The 21227-nt window shown below is 60.3% G+C and carries 19 protein-coding genes, 1 tRNA gene and 1 pseudogene; 9 read left to right on the plus strand and 12 right to left on the minus strand.

Translation table 11 applies throughout. The features are described from left to right. Positions 1-194: 194 nt before the first annotated feature. The 6 genes and pseudogenes from tnpC to ACS5RD_RS13455 form a co-directional block, all read right to left on the minus strand. Positions 195-1888: pseudogene (gene tnpC, locus ACS5RD_RS13430) on the minus strand (IS66 family transposase). 225 nt (positions 1889-2113) lie between these two features. Further along, positions 2114-2347, minus strand: a complete 234-nt coding sequence (tnpB, locus tag ACS5RD_RS13435; protein ID WP_489927842.1) for an IS66 family insertion sequence element accessory protein TnpB — start codon at positions 2345-2347, stop codon at positions 2114-2116. Next, on the minus strand, positions 2344-2718 hold the full coding sequence (gene tnpA, locus ACS5RD_RS13440) for an IS66-like element accessory protein TnpA (protein WP_489927843.1): 375 nt from the start codon (positions 2716-2718) through the stop codon (positions 2344-2346). Before tnpA ends, tnpB begins: the two co-directional genes overlap by 4 nt. 722 nt (positions 2719-3440) lie before the next feature. Continuing rightward, positions 3441-4415 carry a hypothetical protein gene (locus tag ACS5RD_RS13445; protein ID WP_489927844.1) on the minus strand — a complete coding sequence of 325 codons (975 nt, stop codon included), beginning with the start codon at positions 4413-4415 and terminating at the stop codon, positions 3441-3443. A gap of 290 nt (positions 4416-4705) precedes the next feature. After that, positions 4706-4780, minus strand: a tRNA-Asn gene (locus ACS5RD_RS13450). A gap of 69 nt (positions 4781-4849) precedes the next feature. Continuing rightward, positions 4850-5719: an MBL fold metallo-hydrolase gene (locus tag ACS5RD_RS13455; protein ID WP_489927845.1), complete on the minus strand. Its 870-nt coding sequence runs from the start codon at positions 5717-5719 to the stop codon at positions 4850-4852. Between the two features lie 42 nt (positions 5720-5761). Between ACS5RD_RS13455 and ACS5RD_RS13460 the strand changes: the two genes are divergently transcribed. The 6 genes from ACS5RD_RS13460 to ACS5RD_RS13485 all read left to right on the plus strand — a co-directional run bounded on the left by ACS5RD_RS13460 (position 5762) and on the right by ACS5RD_RS13485 (position 11035). Continuing rightward, positions 5762-7087: an ATP-binding protein gene (locus ACS5RD_RS13460; protein WP_489927846.1), complete on the plus strand. Its 1326-nt coding sequence runs from the start codon at positions 5762-5764 to the stop codon at positions 7085-7087. Positions 7088-7486: 399 nt separating this feature from the next. After that, positions 7487-8116, plus strand: coding sequence for an ATP-dependent Clp protease proteolytic subunit (locus ACS5RD_RS13465; protein ID WP_054004749.1), 630 nt, complete (start codon positions 7487-7489; stop codon positions 8114-8116). Between the two features lie 139 nt (positions 8117-8255). Continuing rightward, positions 8256-9521, plus strand: coding sequence for an ATP-dependent Clp protease ATP-binding subunit ClpX (gene clpX, locus ACS5RD_RS13470; protein WP_054004750.1), 1266 nt, complete (start codon positions 8256-8258; stop codon positions 9519-9521). A 158-nt stretch (positions 9522-9679) separates the two neighbouring features. Then, positions 9680-10054: an NADH:ubiquinone oxidoreductase subunit NDUFA12 gene (locus ACS5RD_RS13475; protein WP_489927847.1), complete on the plus strand. Its 375-nt coding sequence runs from the start codon at positions 9680-9682 to the stop codon at positions 10052-10054. Between the two features lie 31 nt (positions 10055-10085). Next, positions 10086-10586, plus strand: a complete 501-nt coding sequence (gene mlaD / locus ACS5RD_RS13480; RefSeq protein ID WP_489927848.1) for an outer membrane lipid asymmetry maintenance protein MlaD — start codon at positions 10086-10088, stop codon at positions 10584-10586. Beyond that, positions 10583-11035: a DUF2155 domain-containing protein gene (locus ACS5RD_RS13485; protein WP_489927849.1), complete on the plus strand. Its 453-nt coding sequence runs from the start codon at positions 10583-10585 to the stop codon at positions 11033-11035. The genes mlaD and ACS5RD_RS13485 overlap by 4 nt, the downstream gene beginning before the upstream one ends. On the opposite strand, the gene aat is transcribed toward ACS5RD_RS13485, so the two are convergent. The 3 genes from aat to accB all read right to left on the minus strand — a co-directional run bounded on the left by aat (position 10987) and on the right by accB (position 13795). Then, the gene (gene aat, locus ACS5RD_RS13490; RefSeq protein WP_489927850.1) at positions 10987-11628 is read right to left on the minus strand and encodes a leucyl/phenylalanyl-tRNA--protein transferase; all 642 of its coding nucleotides are present in this window, start codon (positions 11626-11628) and stop codon (positions 10987-10989) included. The two genes, ACS5RD_RS13485 and aat, sit on opposite strands and share 49 nt — an antisense overlap. A gap of 321 nt (positions 11629-11949) precedes the next feature. Beyond that, entirely contained in the window at positions 11950-13299 is a 1350-nt protein-coding gene (accC, locus tag ACS5RD_RS13495; RefSeq protein WP_489927851.1) for an acetyl-CoA carboxylase biotin carboxylase subunit, read from the minus strand. Between the two features lie 4 nt (positions 13300-13303). Next, positions 13304-13795 (minus strand): acetyl-CoA carboxylase biotin carboxyl carrier protein, encoded by a 492-nt coding sequence (gene accB, locus ACS5RD_RS13500; RefSeq protein ID WP_489927852.1) that lies wholly within the window; start codon positions 13793-13795, stop codon positions 13304-13306. 226 nt (positions 13796-14021) lie between these two features. Between accB and ACS5RD_RS13505 the strand changes: the two genes are divergently transcribed. After that, positions 14022-15326 (plus strand): NAD(P)-dependent oxidoreductase, encoded by a 1305-nt coding sequence (locus tag ACS5RD_RS13505; protein WP_489927853.1) that lies wholly within the window; start codon positions 14022-14024, stop codon positions 15324-15326. Between the two features lie 9 nt (positions 15327-15335). Continuing rightward, a complete protein-coding gene (gene preA / locus ACS5RD_RS13510; RefSeq protein ID WP_489927854.1) occupies positions 15336-16637 on the plus strand; it encodes an NAD-dependent dihydropyrimidine dehydrogenase subunit PreA in 1302 nt (433 codons plus the stop codon). A gap of 11 nt (positions 16638-16648) precedes the next feature. Here preA and ACS5RD_RS13515 read toward each other — a convergent pair whose 3' ends face one another. Further along, positions 16649-17263 carry a hypothetical protein gene (locus ACS5RD_RS13515; RefSeq protein ID WP_489927855.1) on the minus strand — a complete coding sequence of 205 codons (615 nt, stop codon included), beginning with the start codon at positions 17261-17263 and terminating at the stop codon, positions 16649-16651. A 252-nt stretch (positions 17264-17515) separates the two neighbouring features. On the opposite strand from ACS5RD_RS13515, the gene ACS5RD_RS13520 reads away from it, so the two are divergent. Beyond that, the gene (locus tag ACS5RD_RS13520) at positions 17516-18496 is read left to right on the plus strand and encodes an LLM class flavin-dependent oxidoreductase (RefSeq protein WP_489927856.1); all 981 of its coding nucleotides are present in this window, start codon (positions 17516-17518) and stop codon (positions 18494-18496) included. Between the two features lie 18 nt (positions 18497-18514). On the opposite strand, the gene ACS5RD_RS13525 is transcribed toward ACS5RD_RS13520, so the two are convergent. Together ACS5RD_RS13525 and ACS5RD_RS13530 are read right to left on the minus strand one after the other, a co-directional pair. Then, positions 18515-20440 carry a potassium transporter Kup gene (locus ACS5RD_RS13525; RefSeq protein WP_489927857.1) on the minus strand — a complete coding sequence of 642 codons (1926 nt, stop codon included), beginning with the start codon at positions 20438-20440 and terminating at the stop codon, positions 18515-18517. 77 nt (positions 20441-20517) lie between these two features. Continuing rightward, the gene (locus ACS5RD_RS13530; RefSeq protein WP_054004918.1) at positions 20518-21144 is read right to left on the minus strand and encodes a TetR family transcriptional regulator C-terminal domain-containing protein; all 627 of its coding nucleotides are present in this window, start codon (positions 21142-21144) and stop codon (positions 20518-20520) included. Between the last annotated feature and the right edge of the window lie 83 nt (positions 21145-21227).

Here is a 21227-nt window from a genome sequence, read left to right on the forward strand (position 1 = left end):
TTTTAAGCTGCGAAAGACTTTGGCCCCGGCCACCCAGCCTGATGCAAAGGCCAGAATTTCTGAAATCCTGTCCCTGCAACCAATACCAATAGATACTATCGAGTTCAGGCTGCTCGCGCAGCGCGGGGTGGGATGATTGCCCGCGACGGTGCGAAACGGTTCGTAAATCGTAACCGCCCGATAAGGACCGCCATTCAGGCTGCGGCGGCCTGATTTGCGAAGGGTTTCCAGTTCCATGGCAGCAACTCGCCGATGCGGTTGATCTTGTGATCATGGATACGGGCGAAGATGTCGGCGAGGTAGGCTTGGGGATCGAGGCCGTTGAACTTGGCGGTCTCAATAATGGTCATCGCACTGGCGAGGGTTTCGCCCCCGGCGTCTGAGCCTGCGAAGAGGAAGTTCTGGCGGCCGATCACGACCGGTTTGATGGCCCGTTCGGCGGCGTTATTGTCGATGGCGACGCGACCATCGTCGAGGAAGAGGGCGAAGCCTTCCCATCGGTTCAGGGCGTAGCGGAAAGCTTTGGCAAGGTCGCTTTTGCCGGGGATGCGGGTAAGTTGGGCTTCCGCCCATGCCTTGAAGGCGCAGACTTTCGGGCGGGTTTCTTCTTGACGGACAGCCCGCCGGGCATCGCGGGATTGGCCTCTGATCTGACGCTCGATGTCATAAAGATCACCGATCCGGTCCAGCGCCTCGCGGGCGATCTCGGATTTGGTGGCGGTGTGGACGTCGAAGAAGTCGCGCCGCAGATGGGCCCAGCAGGCCGCCTCGCGGATGCGGGATTTGCCTGACGTATCCGGGGTGTAAAGTGCTTTGAAGCCGGAATAGGCGTCTGCTTGCAGCATGCCGGAGAACCCGGCCAGATGACGCTGCGGATGCTCGCCCTTGCGGTCGACCGAGAAGAAGTAGGCCGCCCCCGGCGGCGCTGTGCTGCCCCATGGTCTGTCATCGCGCACATAGGCCCAGATGCGGCCTTCCTTGACGCCTTTGCCGATCCCATCGATGCGTTTTGACGGGTCGAGCACCCGGACCGGGGTATCATCCGCGTGCAGGCGATCCGAGGCCAGGATCTTGGCGCGGATGCGTTCGACTAGCGGTTCCAGCACCCGAACGCCCTGGCCGCACCAATCGACCAGGGTCGAGGCCGGGATGTTTGCGCCCATCCGGGCAAGTATCTCGTTTTGGCGATAGAGCGGAAGGTGATCGTCGAACTTCGACACCAGAACATGTGCCAGCAGACCCGGGCCGACCATGCTGCGCGGAATGGGGCGCGAGGGTGCGGGCAGTTGGGTGATCTTCTCGCAGCGGCGGCAGGACTTCTTCAGCCGGGCTGTTTCGATCACTTTCAGCTTGGCCGAGATCAACTCGAGGATCTCGCTGACGTCCTCGCCGATCAGGCGCAGGGTGCCGCCGCATTCCGGGCAATCATCACCGGGGTCCAGCACGATGCGTTCGCGCGGCGTGCCCTCTGCCACCAAGGGCTTGCGGCGACGCGGAGTGCTGGGCATCGCAGCTTGTTCGTCTGCGCTGAGTTCGGCGTCGTCATCGGGTGCAATCGCGCTGATCGCTGCCGCCCCGGCAATCTCCAGATGCTCCAGCGCCAGTTCAAGCTGTTCCGCTGCCCGGCAGGGCATTGCGCCGCAATGGCCCGAGAGGGGAGCTCCCGCTCGATGCGTTCTGAGCTGGTGCCAAACTTCTGCTTCTTCAGCCGTGCGATCTGGATTTGAAGCGCCTGAACCAGCGCCTCATGGGCGCGCAGGGTGGCGGATATCTTCTCGATATCGGCTTGAACGCGCATGTTCTCGGCTGCAATTCGGGCGTTCTCGGCCCGCAAGCCCGCGATCATCGCCTTCAAGGCGGCGGGATCATCCGTTGCCCGGTAGGGCATTGCGCAGCAATGGCCCGAGAGGGAGGTAGGATTGCGGGCGTATCGGACATGGCAGTCCATACCATGAGCCTTGCAGAGGCACCATAAAAACAAGTAAAAACAGCGATTTATCTATCCAACTCGGGCGGGCGGCGCGCCCCAATCCGGACGCCGCCAATCGATCCCCTCCCATAGCATTGCAAGCTGCGCTGAGGTCAATCTCGCCGCCCCGTCCTTTGCGGCAGGTCACGGAAACCGCCCCCGCTCCAACACCTTGTAATAGAGGCAGAACCCCTGGCCGTCCCAGTGCAGCAGCTTCAGCCTGTCGCCTCGTTTGCCGCGGAACGCAAACACAGCCCCACCCGCCGCCTTCTGCCGCAACACGTCCTGAGCCAGGGCCGCCAACCCTTCGATGCCCTTGCGCATGTCGGTCGTCCCGCAGGCCAGATAAACCCGAACACCGGTGCCCGGCCCAATCATGCCGCCTCGACCAACCGGATCAGCCGCGCCAGATCATCGTCGCCAATGCCTCCCCGGCACCGGATCTGACGGCCATTCCGCAACACGATCTCCACCATCGGCGCGGCGGACTCCGCAGCCACCTCCGCCTCAGGAACCGGTGGCGGCGCAAAATCGACCGGCAAGAACAGTGCCGCGCCCTCTGGCTCGCAAAGCCCCTTCTTGCGCAGATCATGCCGCCAAGCATAAATCTGCTGCCGCCTGAGATCGTGGCGCTGAGCAACCTGCGTCACCGAAGCGCCGTGACGACCCACCTCGCACACCACAGCAAACTTCTCGGCATCCGTCCAACGACGCCGACGTTCAACCGCACCCAGAAGATCACCTCGCATGCCGCCCTCACATAAGTGACGTCCATAATGACGTCATTATGGACGTCTCTAAGACAAGGCAGACACCATCATAAGGCGACCAATGTCGGGCGGTTACCGTAAATCCTGTCCCCGCTTCACCGGGTGGCATTCTGCATGACAGAAACCCGTCTCATCCAACCTTAGGCAGCCTCTCGACAGCGTCCTTCAGGATGGGCATTGGGGGTGCCTTTCAGTAAATTTTCTCGTGTGTGTCTTTCCCATCGTGCCAGTCGATATCGCGCACAACTTTATCGTCAGCGATAAAGTTGTCGAATGCGTTTTGGACGTAGTGGCGACAGCTATGTAGCGTGAGACCCGCGCCCTCAGCGCCGAGGTTTCTATCGATAACCTCCCGCATTTGCCGCTCTAGCTTCTTGCCGTAGCTTCCCGAAGCGTCGCCCGAATCGGGGAACAAGGAAGGGGAGCCCTTGGTGCGGAGGGCTCGACATAGTCCATGAAACCTAACTCGATCAGGTGGCTGTGGATTGGCACCTTGCGCTGCGAGGGCAGGTTCTTGATGCGCCGCAGATCATTGCCATCAATGTCGAAGCAAAGGTTGCCCTCCACCTTAATGATATCCTTTGGCATCAGACCAGCAATTTCTTCGCTCCGCGCGCCTGTATAGGCGGCAATCAGAGGCACCAATAGAGGCCGTTGCGGATGATCCGGCCGCCGGGCTCCCATTGCCGGGCCTCGGACTTCTAGCCTTGCCAAACAGGGCTTTGGAAAAGGGTCTTTAGCTGTTCGGCGGTGAACGCCTGACGTTTGTCGCGGTCGCGCACATTCTCTTTGCGGCGCAGCTTGCCGGGTTTCAGCGTTTGATCAATCGCAATCCCTTCGTCATCCGCCCAGGTCACGATCTGGGTCAGATGTTCAAGATGGCGGTTCACCGTGGCGACACTCAGGCCCAATTTTTCCGCTGGTAACTGCTCGGCCTGCGCCATGATTTCCTCACGGCTGGCCCCCGCATCTCTTTGGCTTTTGCCCCAGATTTTCGGCAGCTTGTGAAGATCCGTGCGAAAAGATGTGACATGGCTTTGCCGGATCCTGCGGACGTCAGCAATCCCGGTCAAGGTAGAGAACAGCGTCGCAAAGTTCTCATACTCACGCAGAGTCTTTTCTTCGATTCCTTCGGCCCGCTTAAGCGCGTTCCTTCTCTGAACGATCACGGTGAGGCTCGGATCAAGGATTTCGGGATCTGATGCTCCTTGATTTGGGGGATGGTCTGGTTCACGAGTTTCTTGGGCTTCAATGGGTAGCTGATTAGGACCTTCCGGCTCCCGCGGGATCGCTTCATCCCAGGCTAAGTGCTTGCCACGGATGTAGAGGTCCATCGCCTCAATCGTTCCTTGGGCTGAAACCGTTTCGCGCCCGGTCAACGCCTTGAGTTCCCGTAGAATGATCCGTCGGCGCGTATCGCTGGTCAGGTCGCTCCGCAAAAGATCGACATCGCGGGCGAAGAGGCTGTTACCGTCGGGGGTTGGCGCATGGACGCCATTGTTGGCGATATGTGCCCAAGCGGCCCGCATCGCCTCGTCATGGCGGCGATCATCAGCAGGATCGCAACTGTCGACACGGCTGAACATGGCAATTGTGGCGCGCTCACGCTTCGCAACCTCCGCAAGCCAGCTACGTGCCTCGGTTTCTGTGATCTGATTTCTGACGGCGTGTTCCATAGCGATATCACTCTCGGCGCTAAGCTTCCGAGATAAGATAACCGTAATGCGCGGGTCGGTGGTGCGCAAAGAGAGCTTGATATCGACGATTCTTGTGGATTGTCGCCTTATGCGACGGCACCAATGGAACACTGGTCCGCGTCGGAAGAGGTAGGGTTGGCCGTTCATCTAATATCCGTTCCTAGTTGGACGGACAGATAAATCAGCTGTGCAGGATGGAACATCCTTATGCCACATAGACGAAGCCAAATTTTGGCTTTGTCTATTATTTCAACGGCTTGCGCTGAAATTGGCTCCGGCGGTAGGGATCGAACCTACGACCAATTGATTAACAGTCAACTGCTCTACCGCTGAGCTACGCCGGAACACGAGGGGTCTATAGCAAGGGTGTTTGGGGGCGGCAAGGGGGGGAGCGCATAAAAATGCATTGCGGCTCAGATGATTTTGAACTGTGCCCCGGCGCCAAGCGGTTCGGTGGAAAAGACGACATTTCTGTCATGCAGATCAATAAGATGCGCAAGAATGTTGCGGGCGGCGGCGGGCAGCAGGGCGGGTGGGGTGTCGGTGTAAAGCCGGGCCGCCAAATCGGCGGGGCGGGCGGGTCCTGCCTGCAACGCCGCACAAATTGCGGTTTCGCGGGCGTGGCGGTGGGCGGCAAGCTCGGCCAGACGCAGAGTCGGATCGGCGATTGTCTCGCCATGGCCGGGCCAGAAGCGCCGCCAGTGCTGTGCCTGCAACCGCCGCAGTGACGCCATATAGGCGCTCATATCGCCATCGGGCGGCGAGATCAGCGTGCTGGCCCAGCCCATCACGTGATCGCCGCTGAACAGAGCATCGCCCAGTGCGAAGCACAGATGCCCACCCATATGGCCGGGGGTGTGCAGCGCCTCAATCTGCAAGCCCGCCAGTGCCAGCACCGCGCCATCCGCCACCAGAACGTCCGGCACAAAGCCCGCATCCACCCCTTCGCCGCCGCCCTGCAACCCAGCCTCTGCCAGCCGCTGCATCAGCGCAGAGCGCCCCGCCAAGGCCCCGCCAAAGCCATAGACCTGCGCCCCGGTCGCCGCCTGCAATTCAGGCACCAGCCCGGAATGGTCCAGATGCGGATGCGTCACCAAGATCGCCCGCACTGGCGCGCCCTGCACAGCCGCCAGCACCGCCGCCAGATGACCGGGCAGGGCAGGGCCGGGGTCGATCACCACCGCGCCATCAACTCCGTGCAGCACATAGCTGTTGGTGCCAGTCCCGGTCATCGGGCTGGGGTTCGCCGCTCTGATCCGCTGCACGCCTGTTGCCACTTGCATCCTAGCTTCCCATCTTGCTGCATCCTCGCTAATCTTGCCGCTATGCCAAACCGTCTCAAGCCCTTTCTGCCCCGCAGCCTGTTTGGGCGTGCCGCGCTTATTCTGGTGCTGCCGGTGGTGGTGGTGCAGTTGATCGTCTCGATCGCCTTCATCCAGCGGCATTTCGATGGCGTCACCCGGCAGATGACCGGCGGTGTCAGTATCGAGATTCGCTACATCCGCGCCCGCGTCGATGCGGTCGAGACGCAAGCTCAAGCGCAGGCCCTTGCCTATGATCTCACCCGCGGGCTGGATCTTGGTCTGAAATTCCCGCTGGACGCCGCCGAAATCCCGCAAACCGACAGCCGTGCGTGGTTCGACTATGCCGGTCGTGCCGTCGCCCTGACGCTGTATGAGCGGCTGTCCGGCGTGCGCGCGGTTGATCTGACCAGCAACCCCTTGGCGGTGCAGGTCTATATGGACACCACCAAAGGCCCGATCCGGTTTGAGATAAAACGCTCGCGCATTTCCGCCAGTAATCCGCATCAACTCTTGGTATGGATGGTGTTCACCTCGGCGCTGATGACCTTCATCGCCTATATTTTCCTGCGCAACCAACTCAGCCCGGTCACAAGACTGGCCCGCGCCGCCGACGCGTTCGGCAAGGGTCAAACCGTGCCCTACACGCCGCGCGGTGCCACCGAAGTTCGTGCTGCGGGCAATGCGTTTCTGAACATGCGCGCCCGGATTGAGCGGCAGATCGAAAGCCGCACCCAGATGCTATCCGGCGTCAGCCATGATCTGCGCACGCCGCTGACGCGGTTGAAACTCGGCCTGTCGTTCCTGCCCGAAGACGACGACACGCGCGCGCTGCAGCAGGACGTGGCGGATATGGAGCGGCTGGTCGATGAATTCCTGTCCTTCGCACGCGGCGATGCGATGGAGGAAGCCGAGCCTGTCGACCCCACCGCTTTGCTGCATCACATCGTCGACAATGCCATCCGTATGGGCCAGCCCGTCACGCTTGGCCCCGGAGATGCGCTGGATTTCGCCAAACTGCGCCCGCAGGCCATCACCCGCGCGTTGGAGAATCTGATCGGCAATGCGGTGCGCCATGCCAAACGTGTCGAGGTCAGCCTGCAAGTCAGTGACCGCGTCTTGCGCTTTATCGTCGAAGATGACGGACCCGGCATCGCCAAAGACCGCCGCGATGAGGCATTAGAGCCGTTCAAACGCCTTGATCCGGCGCGCAACCCCAACAAGGGCGGCGGGGTAGGGCTTGGCCTGTCGATTGCCTCGGATATCGCCCGCAGCCATGGCGGCGCGTTGCGCTTGGGCGACAGCGAGCGGCTGGGGGGCTTGCGAGCAGAGATCAGCGTGGCGCGCTAAGCTGGCACGACGATCTTTGGTTTTGCCAGATTAGCCAAGCGACGGTTTGCGGCACAAACCTCCTTGCTCAACGGCTTCCAGCCTTACGAGCAACTCACCGAGAAACGCTCCACTGGAGCGTTTCCATTCGGTTCGATCACCACCGCCAGTCCCTAGCCCCTTGCGCCCGCAGTTAATGCGCCACCCGTTGAAACATGGCTCTCGCCACCCTACGTCACGCAGGTTGAAACTTTCGCATTAACCAAATTTTCAGCACATCCCCGCTAAACCCAAACGCAACCCATCGCCGATTGCAGCAATGCGCCCGCCCGCCCTTGCACCCCCCCGCGCGCGCCACTAAGACTCTGCAAAGCATCCGGCGATTAAAACAGTTCCACGGACCTAAACAGGCAGGTTTTCATGCGCGATCCAGTTGACCACTATATGAACACCCTCGTGCCGATGGTGGTCGAACAGACCAGCCGCGGCGAACGCGCTTACGACATTTTCAGCCGTATGCTGAAAGAGCGCATCATTTTCCTCGCAGGCCCGGTACATGACGGCATGTCGTCACTGATCTGCGCCCAGCTTTTGTTCCTTGAGGCGGAAAACCCGTCGAAGGAAATTGCGATGTATATCAACAGCCCCGGCGGCGTTGTGACCTCCGGTCTGTCAATCTACGACACCATGCAATACATCCGCCCCAAAGTGTCTACCTTGGTGATCGGCCAAGCGGCCTCAATGGGTTCGCTTTTGCTGCAAGCGGGCGAAAAGGGCATGCGCTTCAGCCTGCCGAACAGCCGTGTCATGGTCCACCAGCCCTCGGGCGGCTACCAGGGCCAAGCGACTGACATCATGATTCACGCGCGCGAAACCGAAAAGCTGAAACGCCGCCTGAATGAGATCTACGTCCGCCACACCGGCAACGATTATGAGACGGTCGAAGCAGCGCTAGAGCGGGATAACTTCATGTCCGCCGAAGATGCCAAGGCTTGGGGCCTGATCGACGAGATTCTCGAAAGCCGTGGCAAGGTTGACGAAGTGAAATAACCCCGGTGCCCCCGGCTGACACCGGGGGCACTTTCGGCCCGCCCACGCAGGGCGGGGGCAATTTCGGATTGTAGAGGTTTGGGCCTTGGCCTACACTTCCTTCAAACGCCCCTCACGGGCGCAGGGCTAGAGGATACCCATGGCGAACAATTCCGGCAGCGACAGCAAGAACACGCTCTACTGCTCCTTCTGCGGCAAAAGCCAGCATGAGGTGCGCAAGCTGATCGCCGGCCCGACGGTTTTCATCTGCGATGAATGTGTCGAGCTGTGTATGGACATCATCCGCGAGGAAACCAAGACCACGGGGCTGAAAACCACCGATGGCGTGCCAACGCCGCGTGATATCTGCAAGGTTCTGGATGATTATGTCATCGGTCAGGTCCATGCCAAGCGCGTGCTCTCGGTCGCGGTGCATAACCACTACAAGCGTCTGAACCACGCTTCCAAGACCGACATCGAACTGTCGAAATCCAACATCCTGCTGATCGGCCCGACTGGTTGCGGCAAGACCTTGCTGGCACAGACCTTGGCCCGCATCTTGGATGTGCCGTTCACCATGGCGGATGCGACGACCCTCACTGAGGCGGGCTATGTCGGCGAAGATGTCGAAAACATCATCCTGAAACTGCTGCAAGCCTCAGAATACAACGTCGAACGCGCCCAACGCGGCATCGTCTATATCGACGAAGTTGATAAGATCACCCGCAAGTCGGACAATCCCTCGATCACCCGCGATGTCTCGGGCGAGGGCGTGCAGCAGGCCCTGTTGAAGATCATGGAAGGCACTGTCGCTTCCGTTCCGCCGCAAGGCGGGCGCAAGCATCCGCAGCAGGAATTCCTGCAAGTCGACACCACCAACATCCTGTTCATCTGCGGTGGGGCGTTCTCGGGGCTTGAGAAAATCATCGCACAACGCGGCAAAGGCTCGGCCATCGGCTTTGGCGCGGCGGTGAAGGGCCCGGAAGATCGTGGTGCAGGCGAGTTGTTCCAGGAACTGGAGCCGGAAGATCTGTTGAAATTCGGTCTGATCCCGGAATTCGTCGGTCGCCTTCCCGTGATCGCCACCCTGACCGATCTCGACGAAGCTGCGCTGATCACGATTTTGACCGAGCCGAAGAACGCTTTGGTCAAGCAATACCAGCGTCTGTTCGACATCGAAGGCACCAAGCTAAGCTTCACCCCCGATGCGCTGATCGCCATCGCCAAACGCGCCATCAAGCGTAAAACTGGCGCGCGTGGGTTGCGGTCGATCATGGAAAGCATCCTGCTGAACACTATGTTTGAGCTGCCCGGCATGGATGACGTCGAAGAAGTCGTGGTCAATGAAGAAGCGGTGAATAACGGTGCAGCGCCGTTGCTGGTCCACACCGAGACGAAGAAAAAAGAACCCGCAACTGCCAGCTAAGGCGTTTGCATATAAGACAAGCAGCGGCGGGCCAATGGCTCGCCGTTTTTCTTATAACGCCTGAAAAACCGGGCGCAAATCCACCGCCCACCCGCGTGCCCCCTAGACCTTTCCACCCCTTTCGGCCATATCAAGACGAAACCCCTGCGGAGGCCTCTATGTATTTCCTCAAGCGAATGCTGACCTGGTGGAACAGCCAAACTTTGGGCACCCAGATCTATACCGCCCGTAAGGGTCAAAAGGTCGGCGAGGATGAGCAAGGCAATATCTACTACCAAACCGCCGACACCAAGCGCCGCTGGGTGATCTACAACGGCGAATCTGAGGCCTCTCGCGTTTCGCCCGATTGGCACGGCTGGCTGCATTTCACTTGGAATGATCCGCCGACCAAAACCCCGTTGAAGCACAAAGCATGGGAGCAGCCGCATCAGGAAAACCTGACGGGCACGCCCGCCGCCTACGCCCCTCCCGGCTCGATCCGCGCACATGCCCCCGCCTTGCGCAGCGATTACGAGGCGTGGCAGCCGAAATAATGGCAGCCCGAATAAGGCCTGAGACCCAAACATGAGTGAAAATCGCGCAGAAATCTTGGCAGGGGCCGCCGTGCTCGCCGCCGCCATCGGCTTTCTGGTCTATGCCACCGGCGGGCAGGGCTTGACCGCTGCGGCGGGCACCTATCCGTTGAAAGCCTCGTTCCGCTCGGTTGATGGTATCACGCCCGGGTCAGATGTGCGGCTGGCAGGCGTCAAGGTCGGCAGCATCACTGCGCTGACGTTGAACCCGGAAACCTTCTTTGCCGACGCCAGCATCGCCATCGACAGCAAAATCCAACTGCCGACCGACACCGCGATTCTGATCTCTTCCGAAGGCCTGCTCGGCGGCAATTTTGTCGAACTGGTGCCCGGTGGCGCGCCCGATATTCTCGCCCCCGGTGATGAGATCGAAGACACCCAAGGCTCAGTCAGCCTGATCTCACTGTTGATGAAATTCGTCTCTGGCGGCTCCTCCAGCGGCGACAAACCGGCTGATCCGGTCGCGACCGCGCCGGATGCTTCAACACCATGAAACGCTTGGCGATTTGCCTTAGTCTGCTGGCCAGCATGGCCACAGCGCAGGACGTCGCCGACGCCCCCGGCGCGAAACTGCGCCTGCTTGATAAGCTGACCGGCAAGGTCACCGATCTTGATCTGTCCAACGGCCAATCGCAAACTGTGGGCCGACTGACCGTGCAGATGGACGGTTGCCGTTATTACCCCGACAACCCCGCCGCCGAGGCCTTTGCGCATCTGACCATCCTCGATGCCCAAGTGCCCGACCCGGTGTTCAACGGCTGGATGACCGCCTCCAGTCCCGCATTGTCGGCGCTGGACAACGCCCGCTACGATGTCTGGGTGCTGCGCTGCGATGTGCCCGATGTGGTGCTGCCCGATGTCGAGGACCCGCCCGAGGATACTCCCGGCGAAGGTCAAGATCCCAATGCAGACCCCGCCACCACCGATGGCGGCAACGGCTGATAACCTTCGGGTGTGAAGCTCGCATGGCCTTGCACCGCTGCCGCGAGGCGGCGCTGGTACTCCGCACGCGGAATCTCCACAGCTCCAAGCGACGCCAGATGCGGCGTCAGAAACTGCGTGTCAAACAGCTGAAATCCACCCGCCCGCAGCCGATGGGTCAGATAAGCGAGGGCGGTCTTGGAAGCATTGGTCTGCCGCGAAAACATGCTTTCACCGAAAAACGCCGCCCCCAAAGTCACGCCATACACCCCGCCAATCAGCGCTTCGCCCCGCCAAACCTCCAGGCTATGCGCAAAGCCCATCTGGTGCAGGGCGGTGTAAAGCTCGGTGATCTCGGTATTGATCCAAGTCACTGGCCGATCCGCGCAGCCTGCGACCACCTCTGCGAAGGCCTCATTCACGTTAATGCGGTAATCCGCCGTCAGGATATGCTTGGCCAGAGATCGCGAGATATGAAACCCGTCCAGCGGAAAAACCCCGCGTCGTTTCGGGTCGACCCAGTGAATTTCAGGATTGTCCCGGCTTTCCGCCATCGGAAAAATCCCGATGCCATAGGCGCGCAACAGGATTTCTGGAGTGAGGATTTGGGTCATCAGGCACCTTTGTTACGCGCACTTCAAGCAAACAACCCGCCCGGAATCAAGGCGCTTTAGCGCCGCCGGGCAGCGCCCGACCGCCCCCTCGGGCGGGCGCTTCTGCGCTGCCTCGCTTAGAACCACTGGGGGATTGGCTGAACGATAAACCGCCTAGAACAACCGTTGCCGGGCCCACCCGGCGGTCAGCCGCCACCCTCTGATGGTGTCAAACTGTTAAAAATCCGTTAACGGCTTATAGTCAAGCCATTGACTCAAAACCATAAAAAAAGGTCCCGAGTTGGGACCAGCAAAAAGGGCGCCCGAAAGCGCCCCTCACTCTCATTGCCCGAAGGTCGCTTCCAGCCATTTCTCCAGCCAGTGAATCCCATATTCTCCGTTCTGAATATCCGGCTCGGCCAGCAACATATCAAACAGCGGCACGGTGGTCTCAATCCCGTCGATGATCAGCTCTCCCAGTGCCCGTTTCAGGCGTGCGAGGGCCTCAGGTCGATCCCGGCCATGCACGATCAGTTTGCCGATCAGGCTGTCATAATACGGCGGGATCGAATAACCGCCATAAAGCGCCGAATCCATCCGAACGCCCAATCCACCGGGCGCGTGGAACACCTTGACCTTGCCGGGGCGCGGCGCGAAATCGGGCAGCCGTTCCGCGTTGATCCGCACCTCAATCGCGTGGCCGTTGATCTCCAACTCATCCTGCGTGAAGGACATATCCATCCCCGCCGCAACCCGGATTTGCTCGCGCACCAGATCCACCCCGAAGATCGCCTCGGTGACCGGATGTTCGACCTGCAACCGGGTGTTCATCTCGATAAAGAAGAACTCGCCATCCTCATACAGAAACTCAATCGTCCCCGCGCCGATATAGTTGATCTTGGCGACCGCATCCGCACAAACCTTACCAATCCGCGCGCGCATTTCCGGAGTGATGCATGGGCCGGGGGCTTCCTCAAACACCTTCTGGTGGCGGCGCTGCAAGGAACAGTCCCGCTCGCCCAGATGCACGGCGCGGCCTTTGCCATCACCGAACACCTGAATTTCGATATGGCGCGGCTTTTGCAGGTATTTCTCGATGTAAACTTCATCGTTGCCAAACGCGGCCTTGGACTCCGACCGCGCGGTGCGGAAGGCGATCTCCAACTCTTCCGCGTTCTTGGCAACCTTCATGCCGCGACCACCACCGCCAGCAGTGGCTTTGATGATCACCGGAAAACCGATCCCCGCGGCCACGCCAATCGCGGTTTCAAAATCAGCGACACCCCCATCCGAGCCGGGCACCACCGGAATCCCCAGATCTTTCGCGGTGATCTTGGCGGTGATTTTGTCACCCATGATGCGGATATGTTCGGCTTTCGGGCCGATGAAGGTGATGCCGTGATCTTCCAACGCCTGCGCGAACGCGGCATTTTCAGACAGGAACCCATAGCCCGGATGCACCGCCTGCGCCCCGGTGATCTCGCAAGCCGAGATGATCGCGGCCTTCGACAGATAGCTGTCGGTGGACGAGGCCGGGCCGATACAGACCGACTCGTCCGCCATCCGGACATGCATCGCATCGGCGTCGGCGGTGGAATGTACGGCGACCGATTTGATCCCCATCTCCTGGCAGGCGCGGATCACGCGGAGGGCGATCTCGCCCCGGTTGGCGATCAGGATTTTTTCAAACATCGGCTTACTCGATGATCATCAGCGGCGCGCCGTATTCGACAGAATTGCCGTCGGCGACAAGGATGCGTTTCACGGTGCCCGCGCGCTGCGCCGGGATGTGGTTCATGGTTTTCATCGCTTCGATAATCAGCACGGTCTGGCCTTCGGTCACAACCGACCCTACGCTGACAAAAGCCGCAGCCCCCGGTTCTGCCGAGAGATACGCGGTGCCAACCATCGGTGATGTCAAAGCGCCCGGATGCTGCGCAGGGTCTTCATTTGCCAAAGCGGCGGCTGGGGCAGGAGCAGCCCCTGCAACGGGCGCAGGCGCGTATTGCACTGCGGGCGCGCTTGCGGCCATTTGCACGATATTGGATTGCTTGACCACGCGCACTTCGAGGCTGTCATCCTCGCCGTACTCACGTTTAACCGACAGTTCGGTCAGGTCATTCTTATTCAAAAGCTCTGCAAGAGCCGAGATAAACGCAACGTCTGCGTCGGAAGATTGTTTGCTCATGCCGTCCTCTTTTGGCGTCATTGCTGCGCGCTGGATGGGCCATATCCGCGCCTTGATCGCACACATATACATAAGCCAGCGCCTAGAAAAAAGGCCGAAGATCGGTTGCGGCTGGCCAGAGCCAAAAAAACTGCCCGCAAACCGCCTCGCATAAAATTTACCATTTGATAAAAAAATAAGGCTGTGCCAGCCTCAACAAAACAACATAGCCAAGGGAGGCCAAGCCTTGTCCAATAGCCCGTTGACCCCCGGTGTGGTGGCTAAGCGCTTGTCGCCCGCCGCCTACGCCGAGAATTTTTCCGATGTGCAGCCGATGTTTGACAAGCACGAGGCGCGGGTGGCGGCGGATCGCTGTTACTTCTGCTTTGATGCGCCCTGCATGACGGCCTGCCCGACCTCGATCGACATTCCGTTGTTCATCCGCCAGATCGCCACTGGCACGCCGGATGCGGCGGCCAAGACGATCTTTGCGCAGAATATTCTGGGGGGGATGTGCGCGCGGGTCTGTCCGACCGAGCAGCTCTGCGAGGAGGTTTGCGTGCGTGAGGTCGCCGAGGGCAAGCCGGTGGAAATCGGGCGACTGCAACGGTTTGCGACCGACACACTGATGGGCAAGGGCGTGCATCCGTTCACGCGGGCGGCTGTGACGGGCAAAAAAGTGGCGGTGGTCGGGGCAGGTCCTGCTGGTCTGGCCTGCGCGCATCGCTTGGCGTTGAAGGGGCATGAGGTCACGGTGTTTGAACGCCGCGCCAAGCCGGGTGGGTTGAACGAATACGGCATCGCCACCTATAAAACCCCCGAGAATTTCGCCGCGCGTGAGGTCGAATGGCTGCTGAAAATCGGCGGCATCACGGTGAAAACCGGGGTCGAACTGGGCCGCGATGTGACGTTGGATCAGTTGCAGGCCGAGTATGACGCGGTGTTTCTGGGCATCGGTCTGGCGGGCGTGAATGCTTTGCGTGCGGCGGGTGAAGATTTAAACGGTGTACGAAATGCCGTTGATTTCATTGCGGAATTGCGGCAGTCCGATAAGCCTACGGTCGCGGTAGGCCGCGATGTGGTGGTGATCGGCGGCGGCATGACGGCGGTGGATGCGGCTGTGCAATCCAAGCTTTTGGGCGCAAATTCGGTGACGATGGTGTATCGGCGCGGCAAGGATAAGATGAGCGCCTCGGAATATGAGCAAGACCACGCGACGCAAAGCGGGGTGCGTATTATTTATGGCGCGGCTCCGGTTAAGGTGCTTGGCGGAGCCGCGGTGGAGGGTGTAGAATTTGCCTATACCCATGATGGCCCGAACGGGCTTGAGATGGGCGAAACTTTCACGCTGAAGGCCGATCAGGTGTTCAAGGCGATTGGTCAGACGCTTGGCGCGGCACCGATTGGCCAAGAGGGGGCCAAGCTGGTGAAACAGCAGGGCAAAATCTGGGCAGGCGGCGATTGTGCGGCGGGCGGCGAGGATTTGACGGTCACAGCGGTGGCCGAGGGGCGCGATGCGGCGGAAGCGATGCATCTGGCGCTGATGGCATAGGGGAAAATCATGGCAAATCTGACAACCGACTTCATCGGCATCAAATCCCCCAATCCGTTCTGGCTGGCCTCTGCGCCGCCGACCGACAAAGAGGTCAACGTGCGCCGCGCTTTTGAAGCGGGTTGGGGCGGCGTGGTGTGGAAAACCTTAGGCTCGGAAGGTCCTCCGGTCGTCAACGTCAACGGCCCGCGTTATGGCGCGATCTGGGGCGCGGACCGCAGGCTTCTGGGGTTGAACAACATCGAGTTGATCACCGACCGCCCGTTGGAAGTGAACCTGCGCGAAATCAAAGCGGTGAAGCGCGATTACAAAGACCGCGCCATGATCATCAGCCTGATGGTACCCTGTGATGAGGATTCGTGGCGCGATATCCTTGGCCATCTTGAGGATACCGAAGCCGATGGGGTCGAGCTGAACTTCGGCTGCCCGCATGGCATGGCGGAGCGCGGCATGGGCGGCGCGGTGGGGCAGGTGCCGGAATATATCGAGATGGTGACGCGTTGGTGCAAAAAGCACACCCGCATGCCGGTGATCGTCAAGCTGACGCCAAACATAACCGACATCCGCAAACCTGCCGAGGCAGCCAAGCGTGGCGGCGCGGATGCGGTCAGCCTGATCAACACGATCAACTCGATCACTTCGGTGAACCTCGACAGCTTTGCGCCAGAACCGACGATTGACGGCAAAGGCACCCACGGCGGCTATTGCGGCCCGGCGGTGAAGCCGATTGCGCTGAACATGGTGGCTGAAATTGCCCGAAGCCGCGAAACCCACGGCATGCCTATTTCTGGCATCGGTGGCATCACCACCTGGCGCGATGCGGCGGAATTCATGGCGCTTGGTGCGGGCAATGTGCAGGTTTGCACGGCGGCGATGACCTATGGCTTCAAGATCGTGCAGGAAATGATCTCGGGTCTGTCGGAATATATGGACGAGAAGGGCATGACCTCTACGTCCGAACTGGTCGGTCGCGCGGTGCCGAATGTCACCGATTGGCAGTTCCTGAACCTGAATTATGTCACCAAAGCCCATATCAGTCAGGACGATTGCATCAAATGCGGCCGCTGCTATGCGGCCTGCGAGGATACCAGCCACCAAGCGATTGCGATGTCGGCGGACCGCACCTTCATCGTCAAGGACGACGAATGCGTCGCCTGCAACCTCTGCGTCAACGTCTGCCCGGTGGAAAACTGCATCACCATGATCGAGCTGCCGAAAGGGGCTATGGACGAACGCACGGGCCGCCCGGTTAGCGATTATGCCAACTGGACTACACATCCGAACAACCCGATGGCCAAAGCGGCGGAATAGCCAAATGGCGCTCAAGCGCGCTTGTCGACGCTTGGGGCCGCCTCGGGATTGGGCATGACCAGATCCGGGTCTGGCGGCTCAGTGGTGGCCGCAGGCTCTGCCCGCACCGCTGAAATCTCGCGCTCGTCGAGGTAGGCGCGTTCGGCGTGGCCGGATCGCACTTGCGCGGGTTCGTCCTGCGCCTCGGTTTCGGGATGCAGAGCGGCAGGCGTCACAAAGGCCAATGCCGCCGTCTCAGGTGGTTTGGCTTTTGACGCAGGCGAGGGCTCGGCTTGCGGCAGATCGTCCAAAAGCACCGCGCCGTCGCGCAGATAGGGGATGCCGTCCAGGCTGATGCCATCCACCTCGGTCAGCATTTCGATCTGTCCGCTGTCCGTCGCCTCCGCCACCTGCACCAGTGCGGGTTGCATCGGCAGCAGACCCTTGAAGATCGCCTCGCTGTTGGCGGGCGGCAAGATCGGGCGCGGGGCCGTTTCCGTCGGCAGTTCCGCCCTCAAGTTCTGCGCAGCGGCATGGCCGTCTGGGCTGGGCGTCATTAGCGCCGCCGCAGCGCGGGCCACAGGTTTCACGATCAGCGATTGAAACTGCGGCGCGGACGGCGCCGCAAGCGACGAGATCTGTCCCATCCTTGCACCTCTTTTACAACGACCCCAAGCCTGACCTTAGCAGAAATTAACCGCCTTCGCTGGGACAAACTGCCAAACTTTATAAGCACTTGCCATGCTTTCGCCATGATCCGGCATGGGATTTCACCCGTCCAACGCCCCAATCCACACATAAATCCCTGCGTGCATCTTCCAATTCGGCAAACTAAACCCAACTGTATAGAAAGCCCGCGATGGTTTCGCATCCGGTGCCGCAACAACAAAAGAAATCCCATGCAATATTCGCTACTTGATCTGTCTCCGGTGGCCGAGGGTCAAACCGCTACTGACGCCCTCGCCAACACGCTGGACCTTGCCCGCCATGCCGAGGCTTGGGGTTACCATCGCTTTTGGCTGGCCGAACATCACAACATGCCGGGGATCGCCTCGGCTGCGACCTCTATCGTGATCGGGCATGTGGCAGGCGGCACCAAGACCATTCGGGTGGGCGCTGGCGGCATCATGCTGCCCAACCACGCGCCCCTGGTGATTGCCGAGCAGTTCGGCACCCTTGCCACCTTGTTCCCCGACCGGATTGATCTGGGCCTTGGCCGCGCGCCGGGCACTGATCAGGGCACCGCACGGGCTTTGCGGCGCAACATGCAAGCCTCGGATCAGTTCCCCGAAGATGTGTTGGAGCTGATCAACTATCTCGATGCCCCGCACCCCGACGCCCGCATCCGCGCGGTGCCGGGGGAGGGCACCGAGGTGCCGGTGTGGATACTTGGATCAAGCCTCTACGGCGCGCAACTGGCGGCCTATCTTGGGTTGCCCTATGCCTTTGCCAGCCATTTCGCGCCCGCACTGCTGGAGCAGGCGATTGAGACCTATCGTGCCACCTTCCGGCCCTCGCAATGGCACGACAAGCCCTATTTCATGCTGCTCGCCGGGATGGCAGCGGCGGAGACCGATGCCGAGGCGGAATATCTGCGCTCGTCGCAAGTGCTGGCGTTTTCGCGGCTGCGCTCGGGTCAGCCCGGCAAACTGCCGCGACCGGTGCATGATCTGTCGGAAGTTTCGCCGCAGATGCGGGCCGAGGTGGAACGCGCGTTGTCCTGTGCAGCCGTCGGCTCGCCTGCGACCCTGCGCGGTCAACTGGCCAAGCTGAATGAAACTTACGCCCCTGATGAGATTATGCTGACCGGCATGATCCACGATCACCAAGCGCGGTTGCGCTCGTTTGAGATCGCGGCAGAGGTGATGCGGGGCTTGTAAGCCAGCAACAACTGGCGATCAGATCGCCAGTTGTTGCCCCAGTTCCACCACCCGGTTCGAGGGCAGGCAGTAGAACGCCGTCGCATCCGAGGCCGATTTGGTCATCGAGATGAACACGCGCTCCTGCCAGAACGGCAGGCCGTGATTGCGGGCCGAGCGGAAGGTGCGGCGGTTCAGGAAGAACGACGTGGTCATGATGTCGAACTTCTCGCCGCGCCTGCGTGCCAAAGCCAAGGCGCGTGGCACGTTCGGGGTTTCCATATAGCCAAACAGCAGCCGCACCCGTACGAAGTTATCCGACAAACGCTCAATCGTAATGCGGTTCTCGTCATTGACCTTCGGCGTGGTCGCCACCCCAACAGTCACAATAAAGTTCTGGCTGTGCAGGACTCGGTTATGCTTGAGGTTATGCAGCAAAGCCGAGGGGGCTGTATCGGGGTCTTGCGTCAGGAACACGGCGGTGCCCGGTACTTCGATGGGGTGGGATTTCTCCAGCATCTTGATCAGTTTGGACAATTCCACCGCAGAATCATGCGCCTTGCGTTGAACGTGGGCGGTGCCCCGCACCCATGTCCAGATCAGGAAGCACGACGTGGCCGCCATCAGCACCGGCACATAACCGCCATCCGGCAGCTTGATCAGGTTGGCCGACAGGAACATCAACTCGATGATAAAGATCGGCAGCAGCACGGCGATCACGCCCCACAGCGGCCATTTCCACGCCTTGCGGAACAGGATCGAGGCAAGGATGGTGGTGATCACCATATCGCCGGTCACCGCAATGCCATAAGCCGAGGCTAGGTTGGAGGATGAGCCAAACGCGACCACCAGACACAATACCCCCACCATCAGGATCAGGTTGACCTTGGGCAGATAGATCTGACCCAGCGTGGTCTCGGAGGTATGACGGATCTCAAAACGCGGCAGCAGGCCCATTTGCACCGCCTGATGCATCATCGAGAACGCCCCCGAAATCACCGCTTGGCTGGCGATGATGGTGGCGCAGACTGACAGCAGCACCAAGGGCAGCAGCAGAAAATCCGGCGCCATCAGGAAGAATGGGTTGTGGAATGTCTCGGGGTGCGCCAGCACCAAAGCCCCTTGGCCAAGGTAAGACAGCGTCAGCGCCGGGAACACCAAAAGCGCCCAAGCCAGCCGGATCGGACGGCGGCCAAAATGCCCCATATCGGCATAAAGCGCCTCGCCCCCAGTCACCGCCAGAAACACCGAGCCCAGCACGAAGAATGACGCTTTACCGTTGGTGACAAGAAATCCCAAAGCATGAGCAGGGTTGAAAGCGGTCAGGATGCTTAAGTCATCGCTCAGATGGTAAATCCCCAAGGCCGCCATCACCAGAAACCACGCCACCATGATCGGGCCGAACAAGATGGCCACCCGCTCGGTGCCTTGGCTTTGGAACAAAAACAGCCCCAGAATGATCGCCAGCGTCAGCGGCAACACGAAGGGGCCCATTGAGGGGGCGACCAGATCAAGCCCTTCCACCGCCGACAGCACCGACATCGCCGGCGTGATCATCGCATCGCCGAAGAACAACGAAATCCCAATCACCCCGATTGCCAGCAACCAGCCGGGGCGCTTGTTCAGCGCGCGCTGCACCAAGGCCACCAGCGACAGGGTGCCACCTTCGCCCTTGTTGTCGGCCCGCATGATCAAGGCGACATATTTCACAGTGACAATCAGGATCAGTGTCCAGATCAGCAGCGAAATCACCCCAATCACATCATCGCGAGACAGCCCGTCATAGCTGGCGGCGTGCAGCGATTCCCGCATAGCATAAAGCGGCGACGTGCCTATATCGCCATAGACGACGCCGATACAGCCCAGCACCAATTTCCCCATGTTTTGCGGGGTGTGATGCTCGGGGTGCGGGGGAACTGGCGTCGGGTTGGCAGCCCGATCGGGGGTTTCGTTTGGTGGGTTCATAACCTTCGACCGGAAACTCTTGCAGGGGTGCTGGTTATACTGCCGACGATCAAAGGTCCAGCACTACACGCATGGCGTCAGGTTGCCGCAGCGTCGCTCGATGGGGAGAGCAGTTTTGTGAACAGGATTTGCAGAAAATCCCCGGCTTCTGCGAATGGATCGTGACCCGGCCCTAAGACTGCGCGCACCTGCACGTCGAAATCGGCATAATGCTGCGTCATCGCCCAAATCGAGAAGATCAGATGCACCGGGGGCAGTTTTGCGATCCGACCCTGATCCATCCACGCCTGCAACACGGCGGCCTTTTCATCGACGAGGGTTTTCAGATCGCCCTCGATCACGTCGCGCATCCGCGGCGCGCCTTGCAGCATCTCATTGGCGAACAACCGGCTTTCGCGGGGGAAATCGCGCGACAACTCCAACTTGCGATGCACATAGGCCATGATTTCGGCCACCGGATCGCCCTCGGGGTTCATCGCGCGCAAAGGGTCCAGCCAAGTGCGCAGCAGTTGGTTCAAAAGCGCGGTGTGGACGGCTTCTTTCGAGGGGAAGTAATACAGCAGGTTCGGCTTGGACAGGCCCGCCACATCGGCAATCTGATCCAGAGTCGCGCCGCGAAACCCCTGTTGTGAGAACACGTCCAAAGCCGCATCCAGAATCGTGTTTGAGTTGCGCGCCTGTATCCGGGTTCGGGGTTTGGTCATTGCACTCGCCGCCATCTGCACCTAGGAGGGCTAAAGTGACGCATAGTTGGGCAGGATGTAAACCCCAATCGGCGCAGGCTTGA

This window comes from Cypionkella sp. PAMC25878, from assembly GCF_058135695.1.

What these genes read in the sequence shown, in the direction of transcription:
- ACS5RD_RS13455 (WP_489927845.1), bottom strand. Translation starts at nt 5,719, where the DNA reads ATGCAAGTGGCAACAGGCGTGCAGCGGATCAGAGCGGCGAACCCCAGC.
- tnpB (WP_489927842.1), bottom strand. Translation starts at nt 2,347, where the DNA reads ATGATTGGGCCGGGCACCGGTGTTCGGGTTTATCTGGCCTGCGGGACG.
- ACS5RD_RS13445 (WP_489927844.1), bottom strand. Translation starts at nt 4,415, where the DNA reads ATGGAACACGCCGTCAGAAATCAGATCACAGAAACCGAGGCACGTAGC.
- ACS5RD_RS13530 (WP_054004918.1), bottom strand. Translation starts at nt 21,144, where the DNA reads ATGACCAAACCCCGAACCCGGATACAGGCGCGCAACTCAAACACGATT.
- preA (WP_489927854.1), top strand. Translation starts at nt 15,336, where the DNA reads ATGGCAAATCTGACAACCGACTTCATCGGCATCAAATCCCCCAATCCG.
- ACS5RD_RS13475 (WP_489927847.1), top strand. Translation starts at nt 9,680, where the DNA reads ATGTATTTCCTCAAGCGAATGCTGACCTGGTGGAACAGCCAAACTTTG.
- clpX (WP_054004750.1), top strand. Translation starts at nt 8,256, where the DNA reads ATGGCGAACAATTCCGGCAGCGACAGCAAGAACACGCTCTACTGCTCC.
- ACS5RD_RS13520 (WP_489927856.1), top strand. Translation starts at nt 17,516, where the DNA reads ATGCAATATTCGCTACTTGATCTGTCTCCGGTGGCCGAGGGTCAAACC.
- ACS5RD_RS13515 (WP_489927855.1), bottom strand. Translation starts at nt 17,263, where the DNA reads ATGGGACAGATCTCGTCGCTTGCGGCGCCGTCCGCGCCGCAGTTTCAA.
- ACS5RD_RS13525 (WP_489927857.1), bottom strand. Translation starts at nt 20,440, where the DNA reads ATGAACCCACCAAACGAAACCCCCGATCGGGCTGCCAACCCGACGCCA.
- ACS5RD_RS13485 (WP_489927849.1), top strand. Translation starts at nt 10,583, where the DNA reads ATGAAACGCTTGGCGATTTGCCTTAGTCTGCTGGCCAGCATGGCCACA.
- accB (WP_489927852.1), bottom strand. Translation starts at nt 13,795, where the DNA reads ATGAGCAAACAATCTTCCGACGCAGACGTTGCGTTTATCTCGGCTCTT.
- accC (WP_489927851.1), bottom strand. Translation starts at nt 13,299, where the DNA reads ATGTTTGAAAAAATCCTGATCGCCAACCGGGGCGAGATCGCCCTCCGC.
- ACS5RD_RS13460 (WP_489927846.1), top strand. Translation starts at nt 5,762, where the DNA reads ATGCCAAACCGTCTCAAGCCCTTTCTGCCCCGCAGCCTGTTTGGGCGT.
- mlaD (WP_489927848.1), top strand. Translation starts at nt 10,086, where the DNA reads ATGAGTGAAAATCGCGCAGAAATCTTGGCAGGGGCCGCCGTGCTCGCC.
- aat (WP_489927850.1), bottom strand. Translation starts at nt 11,628, where the DNA reads ATGACCCAAATCCTCACTCCAGAAATCCTGTTGCGCGCCTATGGCATC.
- ACS5RD_RS13465 (WP_054004749.1), top strand. Translation starts at nt 7,487, where the DNA reads ATGCGCGATCCAGTTGACCACTATATGAACACCCTCGTGCCGATGGTG.
- tnpA (WP_489927843.1), bottom strand. Translation starts at nt 2,718, where the DNA reads ATGCGAGGTGATCTTCTGGGTGCGGTTGAACGTCGGCGTCGTTGGACG.